Genomic DNA, 19526 nt, shown 5'->3' with positions numbered 1-19526 from the left:
CCATTGGACTACTCGATTACTCACGTCCTCTGGGAGCTTCCATGAACAAGACCTTGCTCGGTGCCTCACTCGTGGCCCTGGCACTCGCCGCCCCTGTCGCCCACGCCCACCAGGCGGGTGATGTCATCGTCCGTGCCGGTGCCATCACCGTTGCCCCCAACGAAAGCAGCGGCGACCTGAAATTCGACGGCAGCAAGGTATCGGGCACCAAGGCGACCTTGGACAGCGACACCCAGCTGGGCCTGACCTTCGCCTACATGCTCACCGACCATGTCGGCCTCGAGCTGCTGGCTGCCACCCCGTTCAAGCACACCGTCGGCGTCAAAGGCCTGGGCGGCGGCCTGGACGGCAAGCTGGCCGACATCAAGCAGCTGCCACCGACCCTGTCGCTGCAGTACTACCCGATGGAACCGACTTCCAAGTTCCAGCCGTATGCCGGCGTCGGCATCAACTACACCCTGTTCTTCGATGAAGACCTCAGCGGCAGCCGCAAGCAGCAGGGCTTCAGCAACCTGAAACTGCAGGACTCGGTCGGCTTCGCCGGCCAGCTGGGCATGGACTACATGCTCACCGAAAACCTGCTGGTCAACGCCTCCGTCTGGTACATCGACATCGACACCAAGGCCAGCGTCGATGGCCCATCCGCACTGGGCTACAGCAAGACCAAGGTCGACGTCGATGTCGACCCGTGGGTGTACATGGTCGGCCTTGGCTACAAGTTCTGACCTGAACACTGCAGGGCGGCTTCGGCCGCCCTCGCGCGTTGCAGCCATAGCCAGTACCCCAGCGCCACCGCGCTGATGCCCATCCCAAGCCCACACACCGCTGCCCAACCCCAATGGGCATACACCCAGCTCGCCAGCACTGCCCCCACTCCACTTCCAAGCGAATAGCAGCACATGTAGGCGCCGATCAACCGGCTGGCCATTGCGCCACGCCCGGCCAGCAGCAGGCTCTGGTTGGTGACATGCACCGCCTGTACGGCAAAGTCCAGCATCAGCACACCCAACCCGAAGGCCATCAGTGAATGCCCGACGAAGGCTGTGGGCAGCCATGACAGCACCAGCAGAACCAGCGCTACCCCGGTGGTGCGATCCCCCAGCCCCTGGTCCGCCAGGCGACCGGCGCGCGCTGCCGCCAATGTGCCGGCAACACCCGCCAGGCCGAACAGACCGATCGCGGTATGGCTCAGCGCCAGTGGTTCGGCACTCAGGGGCATGACCATGGCACTCCAGAGCACGCTGAACGCAGCGAAGATCAACACGCCGAACAGCCCGCGCTGACGCAGCAGCCGGTCGTGCCGGTACAGCCTGAACTGGGCAACGATCAGTGCCCGGTAGCCAGACCGCAGCGACACCGGTTGCCCCACGGGCAGGCTGCGCCACAGCACCAGGGCCAGCAGCATCAGCAGCCCTGCGGCAATCAGGTACACGCTGCGCCAGCCAGCCAGGTCGGCAAGCCCGCCCGAGACCAGCCGCGCCAGCAGAATGCCCAGCACTACGCCGCTGGTGACGGTGCCCACGGCCTGCCCTTGCTGGCCGGGGGCGGCAAGGCTCGCTGCATGCGCCACCATCACCTGCACCATGACCGCCATCAGCCCGGTGATGGCCAGGGCCAGCAGCAATAGCGCCCAGTTGGGTGCCATGCCTACCCCAACCAGCGCCAGGGCCGAGAACAGCAACTGCCCGAGCAACAGGCGCTTGCGGTCGATCAGGTCACCCAGCGGCACGATCAGCAACAACCCCAGGGCATAGCCCGCCTGGGTCGCGCCCACTACCCAACCGATCTGCTGCTGCGCCACGCCCAGGTCAGCGGCCATCGACTCGAGCAGAGGCTGGGCGAAATACACAGTCGCCACAGCCATGGCGCTGGTGATGGCCAGCAGCAGGGTTATCCAGCGTGTCAGTGCAGGGTTCATCGGGCTGGCCTCGTCAATCTGGTTTCGAATTGAAACCACATGCTGGCTATTTAGCAAATGTGGTTTTAATCTGCAACCAGATGATCACGAAAGGCCCCGTCCATGCTCGATGAAAACAATACGCAATGCCCCGTCGCCCGGGCCCTGGCGGTGCTGGGAGACCGCTGGGCGCTGATGATCCTGCGCGACGCCTTCGATGGGCTGCGGCGCTTCAGTGAATTCCAGAAGAACCTGGGGCTGGCGAAGAACATCCTCGCCTCACGGCTGAAGTGGCTGGTGGAAAGCGGGCTGCTGACGCTGCAGCCGGCGTCGGATGGCAGTGCCTACAAGGAGTATGTGCTGACCGAGAAAGGACGATCGGTGTTCCCGGTGGTGGTTGGCTTGAGGCAGTGGGGGGAGCGGTTTCTGTTCGAGGCGGGCGAGGTGCGTTCGGAGTTGGTGGATGGTGATACGGGGCAGGCGCTGGAAACACTGCAGGTGCGGGCCCGGGATGGGCGGGTGCTGGCGGCAGGGGATTGCCTGCGAAAAGTGGTGCGGCATGAGTGATTCTGGGGCTGCTGCGCAGCCCATCGCGACACAAGGCCGCTCCTACAGCGACCGCGCAACCTCGGCCTGGCGCGATCGCTGTAGGAGCGGCCTTGTGTCGCGATAGGGGCGCAAAGCGCCCCAAGCAATTCAGCCCTTGCCCAGAAGCCGCGACAAGCCCTCGACCATCGGCGTTGCCTGCGGAAACTCGAACCGCGCCAACAAGCGCTGGTTATCCGCCCGCGAATGGCGAATGTCACCCGAACGTGCCGCCACATAGCTGACCGCCGGCAAGCTACCCACCACCTTCTCAAGCGCTGCAAGCAACTGGTTGAGCGATGTGGCCTGGTTGAGGCCGATGTTCACCGCCCCCTCCTCGACCTGCGGCTGCTCCAGCGCCTGCACCATCACCTGCACCAGGTCGCCCACGTAGAGAAAGTCCCGGGTCTGCTCGCCATCACCGAACACCGTAATCGGCAAACCCTTCACAGCGCGCTCGGAGAAGATGCTGATCACCCCGGAATACGGCGAGGACGGGTCCTGGCGTGGCCCGAAGATATTGAAGAAGCGGAACACCACCGGCTCCAGGCCATGCTGGCGACGGTAGAAGTCCAGGTACTGCTCACTGGCCAACTTGTCCACGGCATACGGGGTCAGAGGCGCCTTGGGGGTGTCTTCGGCAATCGACTCACCTTCACCATTGTTGCCATACACCGCCGCACTGGAGGCGAACAACACCCGGCGCAGCCCATGCACGCGCATGGCTTCGCACACGTTGAGGGTGCCGATGAAATTGCTCTGGTGGGTCCGCACCGGGTCCTCGACCGAGGCCTGCACCGAGGCCACCGCTGCCAGGTGCACCACGGCACTGCAGCCAGCCGCAACCTGCGTGACCAGACCGGCATCGGCAACATCGCCTTCAACCAGTTCCAGGCGTGGGTGGCCGACCTGCAGGTTGCCCCGCTGGCCTGTGGAAAAGTCGTCGAGAATGCGTACGGCGTAGCCTTTGTCCAACAACGCATCGCACAGGTGGGAGCCAATGAAGCCGGCACCGCCGGTGATCAGGATGGGGGCGTCAGCCATGGCGGTAGAACCGGTCCAGTAGAGGCGGCAGGCCGGCGCGCCAGGCGCGCGGCTTGATGCCGAAGGTATGAAGGATTTTCTTGCAGGCCAGTACCGCGTGCTGCGGCTCTTCGCTGGCATCCGGCCGTGCGGCATGGGCCTGCGGCGTCGGTGCCTGCACAGCCAGCTGGCGGTACTGGCCTGCTTCGGTAAGGATCGCCTGGCCCAGCGCCAGCGGCGTGGTCGCCTCGTTGCCGGCGTAATGGTAGGTGCCCCACAGCGGCGCACTGCAATCGAGTTGCTTGAGCACCGACAGGATCACCCGGGCGGCGTCGTCGACCGGCGTCGGGTTGCCACGCCGGTCATCGGCCAGCAGCAGCTCCTGTGGTTGCTCGGCGCGGGTCAGGAAGCGGCCCAGCGCCCCGTCGATGCTTTCGTCGAGTAGCCAACCAAAGCGCAACAGCACGTGCTGCGGGCAAGCCGCGCGCACGCTCTGCTCGATACGCCACAGGGCCTGGCCACGCAGGCCCAGCGGTACCGGCTCGTCCTTTTCGCTGTAGGCCGTGGCCCGCGAACCATCGAACACGCGGTAGCTGGAAGGCTGCACCAGGGTGATCTGGTGGTGCTGGCACAGTTCCGCCAAGCGCTCCACAGCCCGCTCCTGCTGGGCCAGGCGCTGCTCACTGACCGACTCGGCCTGGAACCAGTCGAAGTAATAGGCCAGGTTGACCAGGGCATCGGGACGATGATCGTCGAGCAGCTGGGTGAGGCTGGCCGGCGTCCAGCCGTTCTCGGGCGGGCGCGGCGCCAGGAATGCGATGTCCTCCTCGGCCCCAAGACGAATCAGCGCTTGCCCGAGGGCATTGCCACCACCCAACAGCATTAGGCGCATACGCATAGAGTCAGCAGATCCGGAGAGGTTGATTGAAGGAAAGGGGCCATTTTGCGGTTTCCTGCCCGGGAAGTCCAACACCGGACCCGTTCGATGCCACAGGCGGTATTGATTCCAAAGTTCCACAGTTCAATACCACCATAGGCAGAAATCTCCTACGACATACCAGGAACGAGCTGACTTCCACGCAACAGCACAACTGCATTGAATAGTTGACTTCCCCACTTGCCAGCCGGGGAGCTTTACAAAAACAAGTACAGGGAACGTTCAATGCCTCGTTCGGAAGTTGCATACCTGGAGTTCAGCCCGGAGCAAAGCAAGGCCATAACCTTTGCAAGCCAGGACAACCGGCGGCTGCTCATCCGTCAATTCGGATACTCCCCCTTCGCAGTACCGTTGGTGCTCGCTGAAGACCCACTGCTCGTGCGTGGCTGATCACAGGAAAACACCCCATGATCGAATTCGACGTAACGCTTGTTCTGACACTCGCACTGGTGGCACTGATGGCCGGCTTTTTCGATGCCATCGCCGGTGGTGGTGGCCTGATCACACTCCCGGTGTTGTTCATTGCCGGTATCGAACCCTTGGCGGCAATTGCCACCAACAAGTTCCAGGCGGCTTCGGCTACGGTTTCGGCTACGTGCGCCTTTGCCCGCAAAGGCATGATCGACTGGAGACGAGGCAGTCCAATGGCTGTCATGTCATTTATCGGAGGGGCATTGGGTGCCTTGTCGATAACTTACGTGCCCAAAAGCGTTCTGCAGGCGTGCGTCCCACCACTGCTGATTCTGATAGCCGCCTACTTTGCCTTCAGCCCAAAGCCGAATGAACAAGCGCGCAAGGCAAAGGTATCGACCAGCCTGTTCTGCGTAGTGGTTGCACCGATCATTGGCTTTTATGACGGTATCTTCGGCCCTGGTGTCGGCTCGTTCTTCATGCTGGCCTGCGTGATCCTCTTGGGCCAGCACTTGATACAAGCCGTGTGCACCAGCAAGCTTTTGAACGCTGCCTGTAACCTGGGCGCATTGTCCGTCTTTTCACTCAGCGGGGCGATCATCTGGCCACTGGCGCTGGCAATGGCGTTCGCGGCTTTTGTGGGGGCTCAATTGGGCGCACGCTGCGCAGTGCACTTTGGCCCGCGGCTGATCAAGCCATTGCTGGTCTGTGTTTGCTGCATCATGGCAATCAAGTTGCTGCTCGACCCAGGCAACCCTGTTGGCGAGTGGTTACATCAACTTGTTCTCTGAAAAAAGCATCACTCGATTTCGAACAGACTGTTACGCAACGGCCCCACGCTGAGGCGCTCACGCACATCGTCATCTATGCGGGGATCATCCGGCTGGTACAGTTTTACCTGCCGGTAGACATTTATGCGATTGATCTCCTCTCCCAGGTAGTCCCACACAACCCGAGTGCAGGCCGGGTTGCGCCGGTCGCCGCTGGATACGCCGGCCTTCAGGCCGTTGAGGCGGGTAATGCGGCTTTTGAAACTGGGGATGAGGATAGTCTGGCTCATCTCATTGAACGTCAGCGACTCGTAATCGACCAGGAACATCCGGTCCTGCAACTGGAACGCCGCTCCCAGATAGCGACAACGCACCTCGGCATGGGGGTTGGTGGCGCTGGAACGCTCCTGGCGTTCCTGGCGTTCGAAAAGGAACTGCCCGCGCTCCTCCCACAGGTGCACCAATGACACCAGGACCGTGCCTGGAACCGACATGCAGTTGGAATACTCCAGGTAGTAACCGCAATAGCGCGACAGGTTCCCCGCATGGGCGTGCAACGGACGGAACAGATCACTGATCGGGTCGCCAGGCTGCTCGGCCGGGGTCGACACGCGAGCACCGATCAGGCGGCTGAACTGCTCGGGTGGCAAATGCAATTCGTAATCTTCGACCCCGAAGAAATCGCCGATGCGCTTGAGGTTGTAGGCCGTCGGGCGGCTCTGCCCGCTCAGGTACTTGTTGAACTGCGCGCGGTTGATCGACAGCTGGCGGCAAACTTCGGAGATAGAGCGGTAGTGGCTGCAGGCCAGCTTGAGGTTGGTAGCGAAATGATCGCTCATGACTCGGGACTCAGGTGACGCGAATGGCGCGATTGTAGCATCAAGTTGCACCAAATCAGAGCAACCCGCGAAATTGTAACCGCTCTTGTCATAGCCAACCATGCGCCCCACGAATAGCGGTGCGCCTGCCGTCCGCTGGTCTTTCCACACGAACAATAAGAATCGAGGTCATTTTCCAATGCTCGAAGTACTCAACGATTTCCTCTCGGGGAAACTTCTCATTGTGCTGATCGTAGGGCTGGGTAGCTACTTCACCATCCGTTCCCGGTTCGTCCAGTTCCGCCATTTTGGCCACATGTTCGGTGTGTTCAAAGAATCGCTGCGTGGCCAGGCAGGCCAGCTGAGCTCCTTCCAGGCCCTGATGCTGAGCCTGGCCGGCCGCGTGGGCGCCGGTAACATCGCCGGTGTCGGCATTGCCGTGACACTGGGTGGACCAGGTGCTGTGTTCTGGATGTGGGTTACCGCACTGGTGGGCATGTCCAGCAGCTTCTTCGAATGCACCCTGGCCCAGGTCTACAAGCGCGCCGATGGCGACGGCCTGTACCGTGGTGGCCCGGCCTACTACATCCAGCACGGCCTCAAGCTGAAAAGCATGGCCATCGTGTTCTCGATCCTGCTGCTGGTCACCTACGGCTTCGCCTTCATCGGCCTGCAGTCGTACACCGTGACCCACTCGCTGCAGAACGCCTTTGCCTTCGACCCCAAGCACACCGGCATCGTCCTCGCCGTGCTGCTGGCCATCACCTTCATCGGCGGCATCAAGCGCATCGCCGCGGTGTCCGACCTGCTGGTACCGGTCAAGACCCTGGCCTACATCGGCGTGACCCTGTACGTGATCGGTACCCAGATCGAGCACGTGCCTGCCATGCTGGAAACCATCTTCAAGAGCGCCTTCGGTCTCGACCCGGCATTCGGCGGCCTGCTCGGCAGCGCCATCGTCATGGGCGTGAAGCGTGGTGTGTTCGCCAACGAAGCGGGCCTGGGCAGTGCGCCGAACGTCGCCGCCGTGGCCGCCGTGAAACACCCTGGTGCCCAGGGCGTTGTCCAGGCCTTCAGCGTGTTCCTCGACACCTTCGTGATCTGCACCTGCACCGCGTTGCTGATCCTGTTGTCGGGCTTCTACACCCCGGGCTTCGAAGGTGACGGCATCGTCCTGACCCAGAACTCGCTGGCCGCCGTGGTCGGTGACTGGGGCCGCGTGTTTGTCAGCGTGGCGCTGTCGCTGTTCGTCTTCACCTGCATCCTCTACAACTACTACCTGGGCGAAAACAGCCTGCAGTTCCTCAGCCGCAACCGCGTGGTACTGATGGTGTTCCGTGGCCTGGTGCTGGCGCTGGTGGTATGGGGTTCGATGCAAGACCTGTCGACCGTGTTCGCCTTCGCCGACATCACCATGACCTGCCTGGCCTTCGTCAACCTGGTGGCCCTGGCCCTGCTGTTCAAGGTCGGCCTGCGGGTGATGCGCGACTACGACGACCAGCGCAAGGCGGGCGTCGACCAGCCAGTGTTCGACTCGGCCAAGTTCACCGACCTGGACCTGGACCGCAATGCCTGGCCTGCCAATCCGCAGGCGGAAACAGCCACTGACAAAGCAGTCGGCCAAGCTCAGACGCAGCGCTGATATCCTCTCCTGCCCAGCCGCCCCGTCCGCGGGCGGCTTTTCTTTCTCCGCTCATCGCTACGGATGCTTTCCATGCGTGCAGTAAAGAATCTTCTCGTTCTCTATACCGGTGGCACCATCGGCATGCTCGAAACACCGGAAGGCCTGGCGCCGGCCGGTGGTTTCGAAGCGCGGATGCGTGAACACTTCGCCCAGTTGGCCGATGCGCCCCAGGTGCAATGGACCCTGCAGGAACTGAACCCGCTGCTCGACAGCGCCAACATGCAACAGCACAACTGGCTGGCGATGCGCGATGCCATCGTCGCAGCGGTAGAGGTGGCTGGCCATGATGGCGTGCTGGTGCTGCATGGCACCGATAGCCTGGCCTACAGCGCCGCGGCATTGTCGTTCCTGCTGCTGGGCCTGCCGGTGCCGGTGCTGCTGACCGGCTCGATGCTGCCGGCGGGTACCGCGGACAGCGACGCTTGGGACAACCTGTGCGGCGCACTGCGCCAGTTCGAACAGGGGCTGGAAGATGGTGTGCAGCTGTACTTCCATGGGCAGCTGCTGCATGGCTGCCGGGCGTCGAAGCTGCGCAGCGAGGCGTTCGATGCCTTTGCCGCGCTGCCGCGTCATCGTGACGGTGAGCGCGCCACGGCGATCCCAGCCGAACTTGGCTACAAGCACCCGCGCCAGCCGGTCAACCTGGCGGTAGTGCCGGTGTTCCCGGGCCTGCAGGCCGGGCACTTGCAGGCACTGCTGGGCAGCGGCGTGCAGGGGTTGCTGCTGGAGTGCTACGGCAGCGGTACCGGGCCGTCGGATGACCAGGCGTTGCTGGATGTGCTGAGCGCGGCACGCCAGCGGGGCGTGATGCTGGCGGCTATCAGCCAGTGCCCAGAGGGGGCGGTGGTGTTCGATACCTATGCGGCGGGTAACCGCTTGCGCGGGGCCGGGCTGGTCAGTGGCGGTGGCATGACCCGGGAGGCGGCGCTGGCCAAGATGGTTGCGTTGCTGGGGGCCGGGCTGGATGTCGACACGGCGGAGCGGTGGTTTGCCCTGGATCTGTGTGGGGAACGGGCCTGATCGACTGGGGCCGCTTCGCGCCCCGTCGCGACACAAGGCCGCTCCTACAGGTACGGCGCAGTCCTGTGTAGGAGCGGCCTTGTGTCGCGATGGGCTGCAAAGCAGCCCCTGTACAAATGATTGGCGGAAGGCAGCGGGAGTCGAACCTGCCCGGGAACGGCTGCCGTCCCCAACCGGGTTTGAAGCCCGGCCGCGCCACCGGGCGCGATTGCCTTCCTTGAACTCAGTGCCTGGCCTGCTGCTGGGCCAGGGCGCTGTCGGCGCGAATGTGACGCTGATCGGCCACCCTCCGGGTCAGGCCGATGCGGTCGAAGTACTCCAGAATCTGCACACTGCGCTTGCGACCGATGCCCAACATATCGCGAAACGCGGCAACCTGCACTATCGGCGTTTCACTGGCCTGCCCCAGCAGCAGCTCTGCCATGCGCTGTAGCGTCGCCTCGGGGTAGAACAGGTCGCGTACCACCTGGTGCACCAGGCCCAGCCGGGCCAGCTTGCGCAGCAACAGGCGCACATCGGCTTCGGCACAATTTTCCTCGCTCGCCAGCGTCCTGACCCAGGGCGGATCGTATTGCCCCGCCAGCAGCTTCGGTTGCAGATTTGCCCATAACGCACTGTCGGCTTCGCTCAGCTGCACCTTGTGATCGGGCAGGTGCAGCCAAGGCCCGCTGCTGGCAATGGCGCCATCCTCGAGCAACTCATCCAGCAGGCTGACAAAAGCGGGCCGCTCCAGCGGCAAGGCAGCAAAGCGGCGCAGGCGGTCGCGGTCCGGGCCGAGCTGGTCGGGCTCCTGTTCATGGAACCGCGCCAGCTGCTCCAGCACCTGGCGCTTGAGCGCCTGCCACCGGGCACTGGCAAACAGCAGTTGGCCCTGCCGCGTGGCCACCACCAGCACGTCTTCCGGCAACTGCCAGGTTTCGCGCAGGCGATTGAACTGCCGCTCCAGACGCTGTGGGTCGATACCCCCTGGTGCGCTGGCGAGCAGTGCCGGCAAGGCCTGCTCCAGGTCCTCGGCATCACGCAGCACATGCAATTGGCGCAGGCGCTCATCGCTGCGGCGCTGACGGCTTGGCGCGAACGGGTCGAGCACCTTGCCGCCCCCCAGGGTGCGCTGGGCACGCTGGTCGCGCAGTACCAGACGGTCGCCGTGTACCGCCTGCAGCGGCGCGTTGAGCAGCAACTGGGCGAACATGCGCTGGCCCGCCGCCAAGGTTTCACCTTCGAGCAAGGCCACCCGGGCGGTTACGTCCTGGGTGCCGAGGTGCACGTGCACAGCGCTGAAATGTTCGAAGGTACGGGTCTCGCCCGGCAACAGGTTCAGCTCGATATCCACCCGCACACTGGGGGCGTGCAGCCACTCGGGCACTAGCCAGTCCCCCCGGCGCACCTGCTCCACCGCCAGCCGTTCGGCAGCGATGTTCAGTGCCACCCGCTGGCCCGCTTCGGCCACCAGCGCGGCCTGGTTCTGCGCATGCAGGCCACGCACCCGCACCGGTTTGCCGGCCTTGCCCAGCAACAAGGTGTCGCCGGCACTTACCCGCCCAGCCAGCGCCGTGCCCGTGACCACCACACCCGCACCGGTAACGGCGAAGGCGCGGTCGACGGCCAGACGGAAACCGCCACGCACGCTGCGCTGGCGCACGCGCTGTTGCGCGGCCAGCACGGCCTGGCGCAGGGCATCGATACCTTCGCCGGTCACACTCGACAACGGAAACTGCCGTGCACCAGCATATGGGCCCGGCGCCAGAAGCTCGCTGACCTGTGCCTGCACTTCGACCAGGCGGGCCGGCTCTACCCGGTCACATTTGCTGATCGCCACCAGGGCCTGAGGGATGCCCAGCAGCTCGATGATCGCCAGGTGCTCTCGGGTTTGTGGCATCACCCCGTCGTCGGCCGCCACCACCAACAGCACCAGGTCGATGCCGTGGGCGCCGGCCAGCATGTTATGGATAAAGCGCTCATGGCCCGGTACATCGATGAAGCCGGTCAGCGCTGCCCCCTCGGTCAACGCCGCATAGCGGTAGCCAAGGTCGATGGTCATGCCACGGGCGCGCTCCTCCTGGCGATGGTCACCGGCCTGGCCGGTCAGGGCCTGGAGCAGTGCGGTCTTGCCATGGTCGATGTGGCCGGCGGTACCAACGATCACTGTACCGGCCCCAATTGCAGGGCAGGCAACTGTGCCAGCCACTGGGCTTCGTCATCCAGCTGGCGCAGGTCCAGCCACAGTGCGTCATCGGCGATACGGCCGAGCACAGGCACCGGCAAGTCACGCAAGGCCCGCTCCAGCACATGCAGGCTGCGCCCGCGCAGCTTCTTCGATACCTGCGGGCGCAGGCACAACGCCGCGCTCGGCAGGCGGGCCACCGGTTGGCTGCCACTGCCAATCATGCCCAACGCCGGTTCCACGCTGACCGCCCATTGTTCGCCGAGGCGGGCCTTGAGCTCTGGCGCCAGGCGCTCGGCCTGGGTCTGGATTTCGGCCTGGCTGCGGGTCAGCAGGCGCAGACTGGGCAGGCGCTCGGCCAGGCGGTCGGGGTTGCGGTACAGCCCCAGCACCGCTTCGAGTGCGGCCAGGGTGATCTTGTCGACCCGCAGCGCGCGCTTGAGCGGGTTCTTCTTGATCCTGGCGATCAGCTCCTTGCGCCCGACGATGATTCCGGCTTGCGGCCCGCCCAGCAGTTTGTCGCCGCTGAAGGTGACGATATCGGCGCCGTCAGCCAGGGCCTGGCGCACGGTCGGCTCGGCGGGCAGGCCCCAGCGGGTAAGGTCAAGCAGGCTGCCGCTGCCAAGGTCTTCAAGCAGAGGCAAGTCATGTTGGTGGGCGATGCGCGCCAGCTCGGCGGTGGGCACCTGGGTAGTGAAGCCCTGGATGCTGTAGTTGCTGCAATGCACCCGCATCAGCAGGCCGGTACGTGGGCTGACCGCGGCCTCGTAGTCACGGGCGTGGGTGCGGTTGGTGGTGCCGACTTCGTGCAGCTTCACGCCGGCGCGAGCCATGATGTCTGGGATGCGGAAGGCACCGCCGATCTCGATCAGTTCACCGCGGGAGATGATCCCCTCCTTGCGCGCGCCCAGGCTGTTGAGCGCCAGCAGCACGGCGGCGGCGTTGTTGTTGACCACGGTGACGGCTTCAGCGCCGGTCAGCTCGCGGATCAGGCCTTCGATCAGGTCGTCACGGTCGCCGCGCTTGCCGGTGGCCAGGTCGAATTCCAGGTTGAGCGGGTAGCGGGCGGCGGTCTGCATGGCCTCGATGGCCTCCTCTGGCAACAAGGCGCGGCCGAGGTTGGTGTGCAACACGGTGCCGGTGAGGTTGAACACACGGCGGACCTGGCTGCGTTGCTGGGTGGCCAAGCGTTCGCCAGAGCGGCCCAGCAGGACTTCAGCGGCCAGTTCGGCGGCACTGAGCTGGCCGGTGCGGGCGGGGTCGCGCAGGTCGTCGAGCAGTTGCCGCAGGGTGGCGAGGACCGCGTCGCGACCGTGGCGGTCGATCAGCGGGAGGCAGGCCGGGTGGCGCAAAAGGGTGTCGATGGAGGGCAGGCGTGGGGTGTCGCTGGCTAGGCTGGAGGACATGCGGTACTACCTTGGACTGATCCGTTGTCTGTACTGGCCTCTTCGCGGGTAAACCCGCTCCTACAAGGGCCGCGCAAGCCTCAAAAGCTGCGCGGGCCCTGTGGGAGCGGGTTTACCCGCGAAGAAGGCGACTCGGTCTTACAGTGTAGACACTCTCCATTACCCGGGTGCGAGCATCAGGTTCGGTGCCAACCGATGGAAGCCCTCCTCGTCCAGGCGAATGTCCAGTGCCAGGCTGGCCAGGTCATCGGCCAGCGGCTCGGCCGCCGCATCGTTTTCCAGGTAGTTCTGCTTCAGGTAGCTCTCGCACTCCGGGCAGCACTCCGCCCGTAGCGGCGCCTTGCCCGGTGCATGGCGGTCATCGTCAAGGCTGGTATAGCGCAGGTCCTTGCTCGACTCGCAGTACACGCATTTGACCCGCACAACATGCCATTCGCAGGCACACAGCGAACAAGCCAGGTAGCGCAGGCCATTGTGCTTGCCGCGGTTGCGCACCACCCCGGCCATCGCCGGCGAACCGCAGGCCGGGCACTGGGCCAGGCTGCCGGCGGGCTTGAGCTCTGGCGCGGGCAGCGCCAGCAACCAGCTGGACCAGGCCGCCTGCAAGGCCGCGCCAATGAACGGCACCAGTGCCGCGGGCACTGCGTCGTACTGGCCGGCGAGCAAGGCGATCCCCCAACCCTTGCGTTGATGGTCGTCACTGCTGCGCAGGGCTTGCAGCGCCTCCCCCAACGGACCGCTGGTGTCCGCGTCGAGGTGCTCGAGCAAAGCCTGCAACCAGACCAGCCACGGCCCTTCACGCACCAGGCTGTCCGCCGCCAGTGGCGGCAAACCATGACTTATGCACAGGCGCTGACGCGCCTCGGCCACCGGCATGCCTGCGGGCGGGTTATCCACAAGCTGCTGCTGGATATGGCACAAACGAGCCACCAGCTTCAGGTATTCGCCAAGGGCATTGCCCTCGGCCAGCTGCTCCAGGCGCGCGGCGCGCAGTTCGAACAGGTTGGCGGGGGGCAGGTGCAGAAACGGCGGCATCACTGCCGACGCTTCGATCTGCCCGGGTTCGAGTATCGTGCTCAAGCGCTCATCCTTCTTTTCGTCCGTGATTGCCCGGCGTCTTGTCACCGGTCACTTCGCGGTACCACAACTCATGGTGCTTGCGCGCCCAGGCGCGGCTGACCCAGCCATGCAGCATGGCGCCGATCGAGCCCTTGATCCAGATGCCGGCGTAGATGTGCACGATGATGCTGAGGGTCAGCACGAACGCCGCCAGGGCGTGGAGCAGAGCGGACAGCCGAATGACCTCGATGCCGAACAAATGGCTGAAGTATGCGCGCCAGATCACCACGCCGCTGACCAGCAGAACCAGCATGCACACCAGCAGGGTCCAGAACAACAGCTTCTGCCCGGCGTTGTACTTGCCGATCGGTGGCACACCCTCCTCCTTGTTGAGCATCACCCGGTCCACGCGGCGCAGCCACAGGCGGTCGTTGGCAGTGATGAAGTTGGCCCGCCAGAAACGCAGCACCAGGCCGAGGAAGAACACGAACATCGCCACCCCGATGAAGGGGTGCAGGATGCGTGTCCACGGCCCACCGCCGAACAGGTTGCTGAGCCAGAACAGCGCCGGATGGAACAGCGCCAGCCCCGACAGACCAGCCAGGACGAACAGGATCGCGACGACCCAGTGGTTGCTGCGCTCGTTGGCGTTGTAGCGCAGGATGGGTTTGTTGTCGTTCATGGTCGCTGCTCCCCTTGCCCACCGGGCTTGGTCGGATCATAGACATGGACCGACGGGTCCACCTGGTGCACGCTTTCATCCGCAGGTGCCGGGTGTTCGTCCTCCTCCACCCGCTGTGGCCCGACCCGCACATAGTGGAAGAACCCGGCCAGCACCGCCGCGCCCATGGCCAGCAGCGCCAGCGGCTTGGTGAAGCCCTTCCACAACCCCACCAGCGGGCTGATCACCGGCTGGTCCGGCAGGCCGGCGTACAGCTTCGGCGTGTCGGCATGGTGCAGCACATACATCACGTGAGTGCCGCCGACGCCGTCCGGGTCGTACAGCCCGGCCTTGTCGTAACCCCGCGACTTGAGGTCGACGATGCGCTCGGCGGCATGCACCTTCATCTCGTCCTTGGTGCCGAACACGATGGCCCCGGTCGGGCAGGTTTTCACGCAGGCCGGCTCCAGGCCCACGGTCACGCGGTCGGAACACAGGGTGCACTTGTACGCCTTGTGGTCCTTCTGCGAGATGCGCGGGATGTTGAACGGGCAACCGGTGATGCAGTAGCCGCAACCGATGCAGTGGTCCTGGTTGAAGTCGACGATGCCGTTGGCGTGCTTGATGATCGCCCCCGGGCTCGGGCAGGCCTTCAGGCAACCTGGCTCGGCGCAGTGCATGCAGCCGTCCTTGCGAATCAACCACTCCAGGTTGCCGTCGTCGCGCTCGTGCTCGGTGAAGCGCATCAGGGTCCAGGTCTCGGCGGTGAGGTCCTGGGGGTTGTCGTAGGTGCCGTGGTTGTGGCCGACCTCGTCACGCAGTTCGTTCCACTCCGAACACGCCACCTGGCAGGCCTTGCAGCCGATGCACTTGGTGGTGTCGATCAGCTTGGCGACTTCCTGCTGCTGGCGTACCGAAGGCGGTACGGTGGTGGTGGCCGAGCGGGCGATGATGTCTTGGCTGGCCATCAGAGTTTCTCCACTTTGACGAGGAACGACTTGGACTCTGGCGTCTGGGTATTGCCGTCACCCAGGAAAGGCACCAGGGTGTTGGTCAGGTAGCCATGCCGCGTAGCCCCGGTGAAGCCCCAGTGCAGCGGTATGCCGATTTGGTGCACAGTCTGGTTGTTGACCTTGAGCGGGCGAATCCGCTTGGTCACCACTGCCACCGCCTCGATGTGCCCGCGCTTGCTCGACACCCGCACCCGGTCACCGGCCTTGATACCTTTCTCGTTGGCCAGCACCTCGCCGATTTCGACGAACTGCTCGGGCTGGGCAATCGCGTTGAGCCGGCAATGCTTGCTCCAGAAGTGGAAGTGCTCGGTCAGCCGGTACGTGGTCGCCGCGTACGGGAACTCGTCGTGCTTGCCGAGGCTGTCCCACACCGAGTCGAATACCCGCCCGGCCGGGTTGCTGGTGGCCTTCTTGTTCTGCGGGTGCAGCGGGTTGATGCCAATCGGCGTCTCGAACGGCTCGTAGTGCTCGGGGAACGGGCCTTCGGCCATCTTGTCGATGGCGAAGAAGCGCGCCACGCCTTCGGGGTTCATGATGAACGGGTTCATCCCCGCCTCGGGCGGCGAGTCGACCTTGAAGTCGGGCACGTCGGTGCCGGTCCAGGCCTTGCCGTTCCACCACACCAGGCGCTTCTTCTCCGGGTCCCACGGCTTGCCTTGCGGGTCGCTGGAGGCACGGTTGTAGAGGATGCGGCGGTTGGCCGGCCAGGCCCAGGCCCAGTTCTGCACCTGGTGCATGCCGTACGGGTCGCTGTTGTCACGGCGAGCCATCTGGTTACCCTGCTCGGTCCAGCTGCCGGCGAAGATCCAGCAGCCGGACGCGGTGCTGCCGTCGTCCTTGAGCTGGCCAAAGCCCGCCAGTTGCTGGCCGGCCTTGAGCACTGCGCCAGTCGGGTCGGTGACGTCGGCCACCGCCCAGCCGTTCATTTCCTTGGCCAGTTCCTCCGGGGATGGCTCTTCAGGGACCTTGTATGGCCAGTTGATGTTCATCAGCGCATCAGGGTAGGCGCCGCCCTCGGCCTGGTAGCGTTGGCGCAGGCGCAGGAACAGCTCGCTCATGATGTGAACGTCGGTGCGGGTCTCGCCCGGGCCGTCGGCGCCCTTCCAGTGCCACTGCAGCCAGCGGCTGCTGTTGACCAGCGAGCCGTCTTCCTCGGCGAAGCAGGTGGTGGGCAGGCGGATCACTTCGGTCTGGATGTTGGCCGTGTCTACATCATTGAACGGCCCGGCGTTGCGCCAGAACTCCGAGGTCTCGGTGGCCAGCGGATCCATGATTACCAGCCACTTGAGCTTGCCCAGGGCCGCGGTGACGCGGTTCTTGTCCGGCAGCGCGGCAATCGGGTTGAAGCCCTGGCACATGTAGCCGTTGACCTTGCCCTGGCCCATCATCTCGAACATGCGCAGCACATCGTAGGCCGGCACGTCGAGCTTGGGCAGCCAGTCGTAGCCCCAGTTGTTCTCTGCGGTGGCATTGGCGCCGTACCAGGCTTTCATCAGACTGACGTGGAACTTGCCGTAGTTCTGCCAGTACGACAGTTGCCCCGGGCGCAGCGGCTTGGAGGCACGCTTGTCGATATAAGCGGCATAGTCCTGCTCGGCATCGCCGGCCAGGGTCAGGTAACCCGGCAACGAGTTGGACAGCAGGCCGAGGTCGGTCAGGCCCTGGATGTTGGAGTGCCCGCGCAAGGCGTTGACCCCGCCACCCGGCATGCCGACGTTACCCAGCAGCAACTGCACCATGGCCGCACTGCGGATGATCTGTGCGCCGATCGAGTGCTGCGTCCAGCCAAGCGCATAGAGGATCGTCATGGTCTTGCCCGGTACCGAGCAGGTAGCGATCTCTTCCCAGATCTTCAACATGGCGTCCTGCGGCATGCCACAGGTCATGCTCGCCAGTTCCGGGGTATAGCGGCTGTAGTGCTGCTTCATCAGCTGGAACACGCAGCGCGGGTGCTGCAGTGTCGGGTCGACCTTGGCAAAACCGTCCTCACCCAGCTCGTAACCCCAGCCGGACTTGTCGGCATACACGCGCTTGGCCTCGTCGTAGCCGCTGAACAGGCCATCCTCGAAGCCATAGTTCTCTTTGACGATGAACGACACGTCGGTGTAGTTGCGCACGTACTCGTGCTGGATCTTGTCGTTGCTCAGCAGGTAATTGATCAGCCCGCCCATGAAGGCGATGTCGGTACCGGTACGGATCGGTGCGTAGTAATCCGCCACCGAAGCGGTACGGGTAAACCGCGGGTCGACCACGATCAGCCGCGCCTTGTTGTGCGCCTTGGCCTCGGTCACCCACTTGAAGCCGCACGGATGCGCTTCTGCTGCGTTGCCACCCATCACCAGGACCAGATTCGCGTTGGCGATATCGGACCAGTGGTTGGTCATGGCGCCACGGCCGTACGTCGGGGCAAGACTTGCCACCGTCGGGCCATGTCAGACACGAGCCTGGTTATCGAACCCCAGCATGCCTGTTGCGCGGACGACCTTGTGGGTCAGGTAGCCAGCCTCGCTGGAGGCGGCGGAAGCAGCGAGAAAACCGGTGGTGAGCCAGCGGTTGACCGTTTGCCCCTGGGCGTTCTTTTCGATGAAGTTGGCGTCGCGGTCCTGCTTCATCAGGTCGGCGACGCGATCGAGCGCCTCGTCCCAGCTGACCCGCACCCACTCCTTGCTGCCAGGCTTGCGTACCTCGGGGTACTGCAGGCGGCTCGGGCTGTGGATGAAGTCCAGCAGGCCAGCGCCTTTCGGGCAGAGGGTGCCGCGGTTGACCGGGTGGTCGGCGTCACCTTCGATATGGATGATGTTCTGTTTGACGTTCTTGCCCGCATCGCCCTGGCTGTACATGATCAGGCCGCAGCCGACCGAGCAGTAGGGGCAGGTGTTACGGGTTTCTTTGGTATGCGCCAGCTTGAAGTGACGCACCTGCTCGGCGAATGCTGGTGTCGGGGCCATGCCCAACGCCGCAAGGCTCGAGCCTCCAAGGCCGACGGCGGCGACCTTGAAGAACTGCCGACGGTTCAGGTCCATCGTGCACTCCTGATCAGGTGGTGGACGCACGGAACATGGCCGGCGCCTCTTGGTAGTCACGGTGGCGGCCAATTGATGGCCGCCAACAGTTAAGACTAGCCAAGAATCGAGAAGGTGCGATGACATGGGTCAGCTGAGGGCGCTGTGTTGCCTGATTCGCGGGTAAACCCGCTCCCACAGTTACTGCACATGCCCGAAGCAGGGCGCTATTCCTGTGGGAGCGGGCGTGCCCGCGAACACCGGCAACGCCGGTGCCATCCACCACCAGCCGATCAGCAAGCCGGCAGGTTGCGCACCACGTTCAGCGCCGCACTGCTCTGGGCCACCGGCATGATCTCGATGGTATTGATGTTCACATGCGCCGGCTGCTCGGCAATCCAGGCCACCGTGGCCGCGATGTCCTCGGGCAGGATGGCCTCCACATCCCGATACAGCGCCTGCACGGCATCCAGGTCACCGTTCAGGCGCACCACCGAGAAATCGGTCCCCGAGCACAGCCCTGGCTCGATGTTGCTCACTCGCACGCGGGTGCCCGCCAGGTCGGCGCGCAGGTTGAGGCTGAACTGGCGGACAAAGGCCTTGCTGGCGCCATACACGTTACCGCCCGGGTAGGGGTAGGTGCCGGCGATCGAGCCGATGTTGATGATCATGCCACTGTCGGCTTCCACCATCTGCGGCAGAATCTTGTGGGTGACCATGGCCAGGCCGGTGATGTTGGTGTCGATCATCCGCTGCCAGTTTTCCGCACTGCTGGCCTGGGCACGGTCCACGCCCAGCGCCAGCCCGGCATTGTTGACCAGCAGGTCGATCTGCAGCGAAGCATCACGAATCTGCTCGACCGCCGTCTCGAGCGACACCGGGTCGGTGACGTCCAGCGCCAGCGGAATGAAATTGACGCCCAGCTCGGCCTCCAGCGCTTGCAGCTTGTCCATGCGCCGGGCGCCACCGATCACGCGGTAGCCTTTGCCGATCAAGGTACGGCAGATGGCGCGGCCAAAGCCCGAGGAGGCGCCGGTTACGAATGCGGTTTTCATCAGTTGTCTCCTATGGAAGGG

16 protein-coding genes and 1 tRNA gene are annotated in these 19526 nt (G+C 64.3%); 5 read left to right on the top strand and 12 right to left on the bottom strand.

Annotated features, from left to right (window positions below; genetic code table 11):
• The first annotated feature begins 41 nt into the window (after nt 1–41).
• The gene (locus C163_RS02545) at nt 42–725 is read left to right on the top strand and encodes an OmpW family protein (RefSeq protein ID WP_025337513.1); all 684 of its coding nucleotides are present in this window, start codon (nt 42–44) and stop codon (nt 723–725) included.
• On the opposite strand, the gene C163_RS02540 is transcribed toward C163_RS02545, so the two are convergent.
• The gene (locus tag C163_RS02540; RefSeq protein WP_025337512.1) at nt 713–1918 is read right to left on the bottom strand and encodes an MFS transporter; all 1206 of its coding nucleotides are present in this window, start codon (nt 1916–1918) and stop codon (nt 713–715) included. The genes C163_RS02545 and C163_RS02540 overlap by 13 nt on opposite strands.
• A gap of 102 nt (nt 1919–2020) precedes the next feature.
• Between C163_RS02540 and C163_RS02535 the strand changes: the two genes are divergently transcribed.
• Entirely contained in the window at nt 2021–2464 is a 444-nt protein-coding gene (locus C163_RS02535) for a helix-turn-helix domain-containing protein (protein ID WP_025337511.1), read from the top strand.
• A gap of 129 nt (nt 2465–2593) precedes the next feature.
• Here C163_RS02535 and C163_RS02530 read toward each other — a convergent pair whose 3' ends face one another.
• Together C163_RS02530 and C163_RS02525 are read right to left on the bottom strand one after the other, a co-directional pair.
• Nucleotides 2594–3526: an NAD-dependent epimerase/dehydratase family protein gene (locus tag C163_RS02530; RefSeq protein WP_025337510.1), complete on the bottom strand. Its 933-nt coding sequence runs from the start codon at nt 3524–3526 to the stop codon at nt 2594–2596.
• Nucleotides 3519–4403, bottom strand: a complete 885-nt coding sequence (locus C163_RS02525) for a sugar nucleotide-binding protein (protein ID WP_038407862.1) — start codon at nt 4401–4403, stop codon at nt 3519–3521. Before C163_RS02525 ends, C163_RS02530 begins: the two co-directional genes overlap by 8 nt.
• Nucleotides 4404–4849: 446 nt before the next feature.
• Here C163_RS02525 and C163_RS02520 point away from each other — a divergent pair, with 446 nt between their 5' ends.
• Nucleotides 4850–5644, top strand: coding sequence for a TSUP family transporter (locus C163_RS02520; protein ID WP_025337508.1), 795 nt, complete (start codon nt 4850–4852; stop codon nt 5642–5644).
• Nucleotides 5645–5652: 8 nt separating this feature from the next.
• On the opposite strand, the gene C163_RS02515 is transcribed toward C163_RS02520, so the two are convergent.
• Nucleotides 5653–6462, bottom strand: coding sequence for a helix-turn-helix transcriptional regulator (locus C163_RS02515; RefSeq protein WP_025337507.1), 810 nt, complete (start codon nt 6460–6462; stop codon nt 5653–5655).
• A 178-nt stretch (nt 6463–6640) separates the two neighbouring features.
• Between C163_RS02515 and C163_RS02510 the strand changes: the two genes are divergently transcribed.
• On the top strand, nt 6641–8083 hold the full coding sequence (locus C163_RS02510; protein ID WP_025337506.1) for a sodium:alanine symporter family protein: 1443 nt from the start codon (nt 6641–6643) through the stop codon (nt 8081–8083).
• A 72-nt stretch (nt 8084–8155) separates the two neighbouring features.
• Nucleotides 8156–9145 carry an asparaginase gene (locus tag C163_RS02505; protein ID WP_025337505.1) on the top strand — a complete coding sequence of 330 codons (990 nt, stop codon included), beginning with the start codon at nt 8156–8158 and terminating at the stop codon, nt 9143–9145.
• 121 nt (nt 9146–9266) lie between these two features.
• Here C163_RS02505 and C163_RS02500 read toward each other — a convergent pair.
• From C163_RS02500 to C163_RS02460, 8 genes are all read right to left on the bottom strand, one after another.
• Nucleotides 9267–9362 (bottom strand) — tRNA-Sec (locus C163_RS02500).
• 6 nt (nt 9363–9368) lie between these two features.
• Entirely contained in the window at nt 9369–11291 is a 1923-nt protein-coding gene (selB, locus tag C163_RS02495) for a selenocysteine-specific translation elongation factor (protein ID WP_025337504.1), read from the bottom strand.
• Nucleotides 11288–12715 carry an L-seryl-tRNA(Sec) selenium transferase gene (gene selA / locus C163_RS02490; RefSeq protein WP_025337503.1) on the bottom strand — a complete coding sequence of 476 codons (1428 nt, stop codon included), beginning with the start codon at nt 12713–12715 and terminating at the stop codon, nt 11288–11290. Before selA ends, selB begins: the two co-directional genes overlap by 4 nt.
• Before the next feature lie 159 nt (nt 12716–12874).
• The gene (gene fdhE / locus C163_RS02485; RefSeq protein ID WP_025337502.1) at nt 12875–13795 is read right to left on the bottom strand and encodes a formate dehydrogenase accessory protein FdhE; all 921 of its coding nucleotides are present in this window, start codon (nt 13793–13795) and stop codon (nt 12875–12877) included.
• Between the two features lie 4 nt (nt 13796–13799).
• Nucleotides 13800–14456 carry a formate dehydrogenase subunit gamma gene (locus tag C163_RS02480; RefSeq protein WP_025337501.1) on the bottom strand — a complete coding sequence of 219 codons (657 nt, stop codon included), beginning with the start codon at nt 14454–14456 and terminating at the stop codon, nt 13800–13802.
• A complete protein-coding gene (gene fdxH, locus C163_RS02475; RefSeq protein WP_025337500.1) occupies nt 14453–15403 on the bottom strand; it encodes a formate dehydrogenase subunit beta in 951 nt (316 codons plus the stop codon). Before fdxH ends, C163_RS02480 begins: the two co-directional genes overlap by 4 nt.
• A complete protein-coding gene (gene fdnG, locus C163_RS02470; RefSeq protein WP_143516518.1) occupies nt 15403–18471 on the bottom strand; it encodes a formate dehydrogenase-N subunit alpha in 3069 nt (1022 codons plus the stop codon). Before fdnG ends, fdxH begins: the two co-directional genes overlap by 1 nt.
• 272 nt (nt 18472–18743) lie before the next feature.
• A complete protein-coding gene (locus C163_RS02460) occupies nt 18744–19505 on the bottom strand; it encodes an SDR family NAD(P)-dependent oxidoreductase (RefSeq protein WP_025337497.1) in 762 nt (253 codons plus the stop codon).
• Nucleotides 19506–19526 lie beyond the last annotated feature (21 nt).

The sequence above is a fragment of the Pseudomonas sp. FGI182 genome, assembly GCF_000511325.1.
Classification (GTDB): domain Bacteria; phylum Pseudomonadota; class Gammaproteobacteria; order Pseudomonadales; family Pseudomonadaceae; genus Aquipseudomonas; species Aquipseudomonas putida_Z.
The sequence above is the reverse complement of the archived record's forward strand: the minus strand, read 5'-3'. Positions and strand labels throughout refer to the sequence as shown.

Excerpts from the sequence above, each read along its gene's own strand:
- C163_RS02510 (WP_025337506.1), top strand. The coding sequence starts at position 6,641 with ATGCTCGAAGTACTCAACGATTTCCTCTCGGGGAAACTTCTCATTGTG.
- C163_RS02460 (WP_025337497.1), bottom strand. The coding sequence starts at position 19,505 with ATGAAAACCGCATTCGTAACCGGCGCCTCCTCGGGCTTTGGCCGCGCC.
- C163_RS02530 (WP_025337510.1), bottom strand. The coding sequence starts at position 3,526 with ATGGCTGACGCCCCCATCCTGATCACCGGCGGTGCCGGCTTCATTGGC.
- fdxH (WP_025337500.1), bottom strand. The coding sequence starts at position 15,403 with ATGGCCAGCCAAGACATCATCGCCCGCTCGGCCACCACCACCGTACCG.
- C163_RS02525 (WP_038407862.1), bottom strand. The coding sequence starts at position 4,403 with ATGCGTATGCGCCTAATGCTGTTGGGTGGTGGCAATGCCCTCGGGCAA.
- selA (WP_025337503.1), bottom strand. The coding sequence starts at position 12,715 with ATGTCCTCCAGCCTAGCCAGCGACACCCCACGCCTGCCCTCCATCGAC.
- C163_RS02540 (WP_025337512.1), bottom strand. The coding sequence starts at position 1,918 with ATGAACCCTGCACTGACACGCTGGATAACCCTGCTGCTGGCCATCACC.
- C163_RS02545 (WP_025337513.1), top strand. The coding sequence starts at position 42 with ATGAACAAGACCTTGCTCGGTGCCTCACTCGTGGCCCTGGCACTCGCC.
- C163_RS02535 (WP_025337511.1), top strand. The coding sequence starts at position 2,021 with ATGCTCGATGAAAACAATACGCAATGCCCCGTCGCCCGGGCCCTGGCG.
- C163_RS02520 (WP_025337508.1), top strand. The coding sequence starts at position 4,850 with ATGATCGAATTCGACGTAACGCTTGTTCTGACACTCGCACTGGTGGCA.
- C163_RS02480 (WP_025337501.1), bottom strand. The coding sequence starts at position 14,456 with ATGAACGACAACAAACCCATCCTGCGCTACAACGCCAACGAGCGCAGC.
- C163_RS02515 (WP_025337507.1), bottom strand. The coding sequence starts at position 6,462 with ATGAGCGATCATTTCGCTACCAACCTCAAGCTGGCCTGCAGCCACTAC.
- C163_RS02505 (WP_025337505.1), top strand. The coding sequence starts at position 8,156 with ATGCGTGCAGTAAAGAATCTTCTCGTTCTCTATACCGGTGGCACCATC.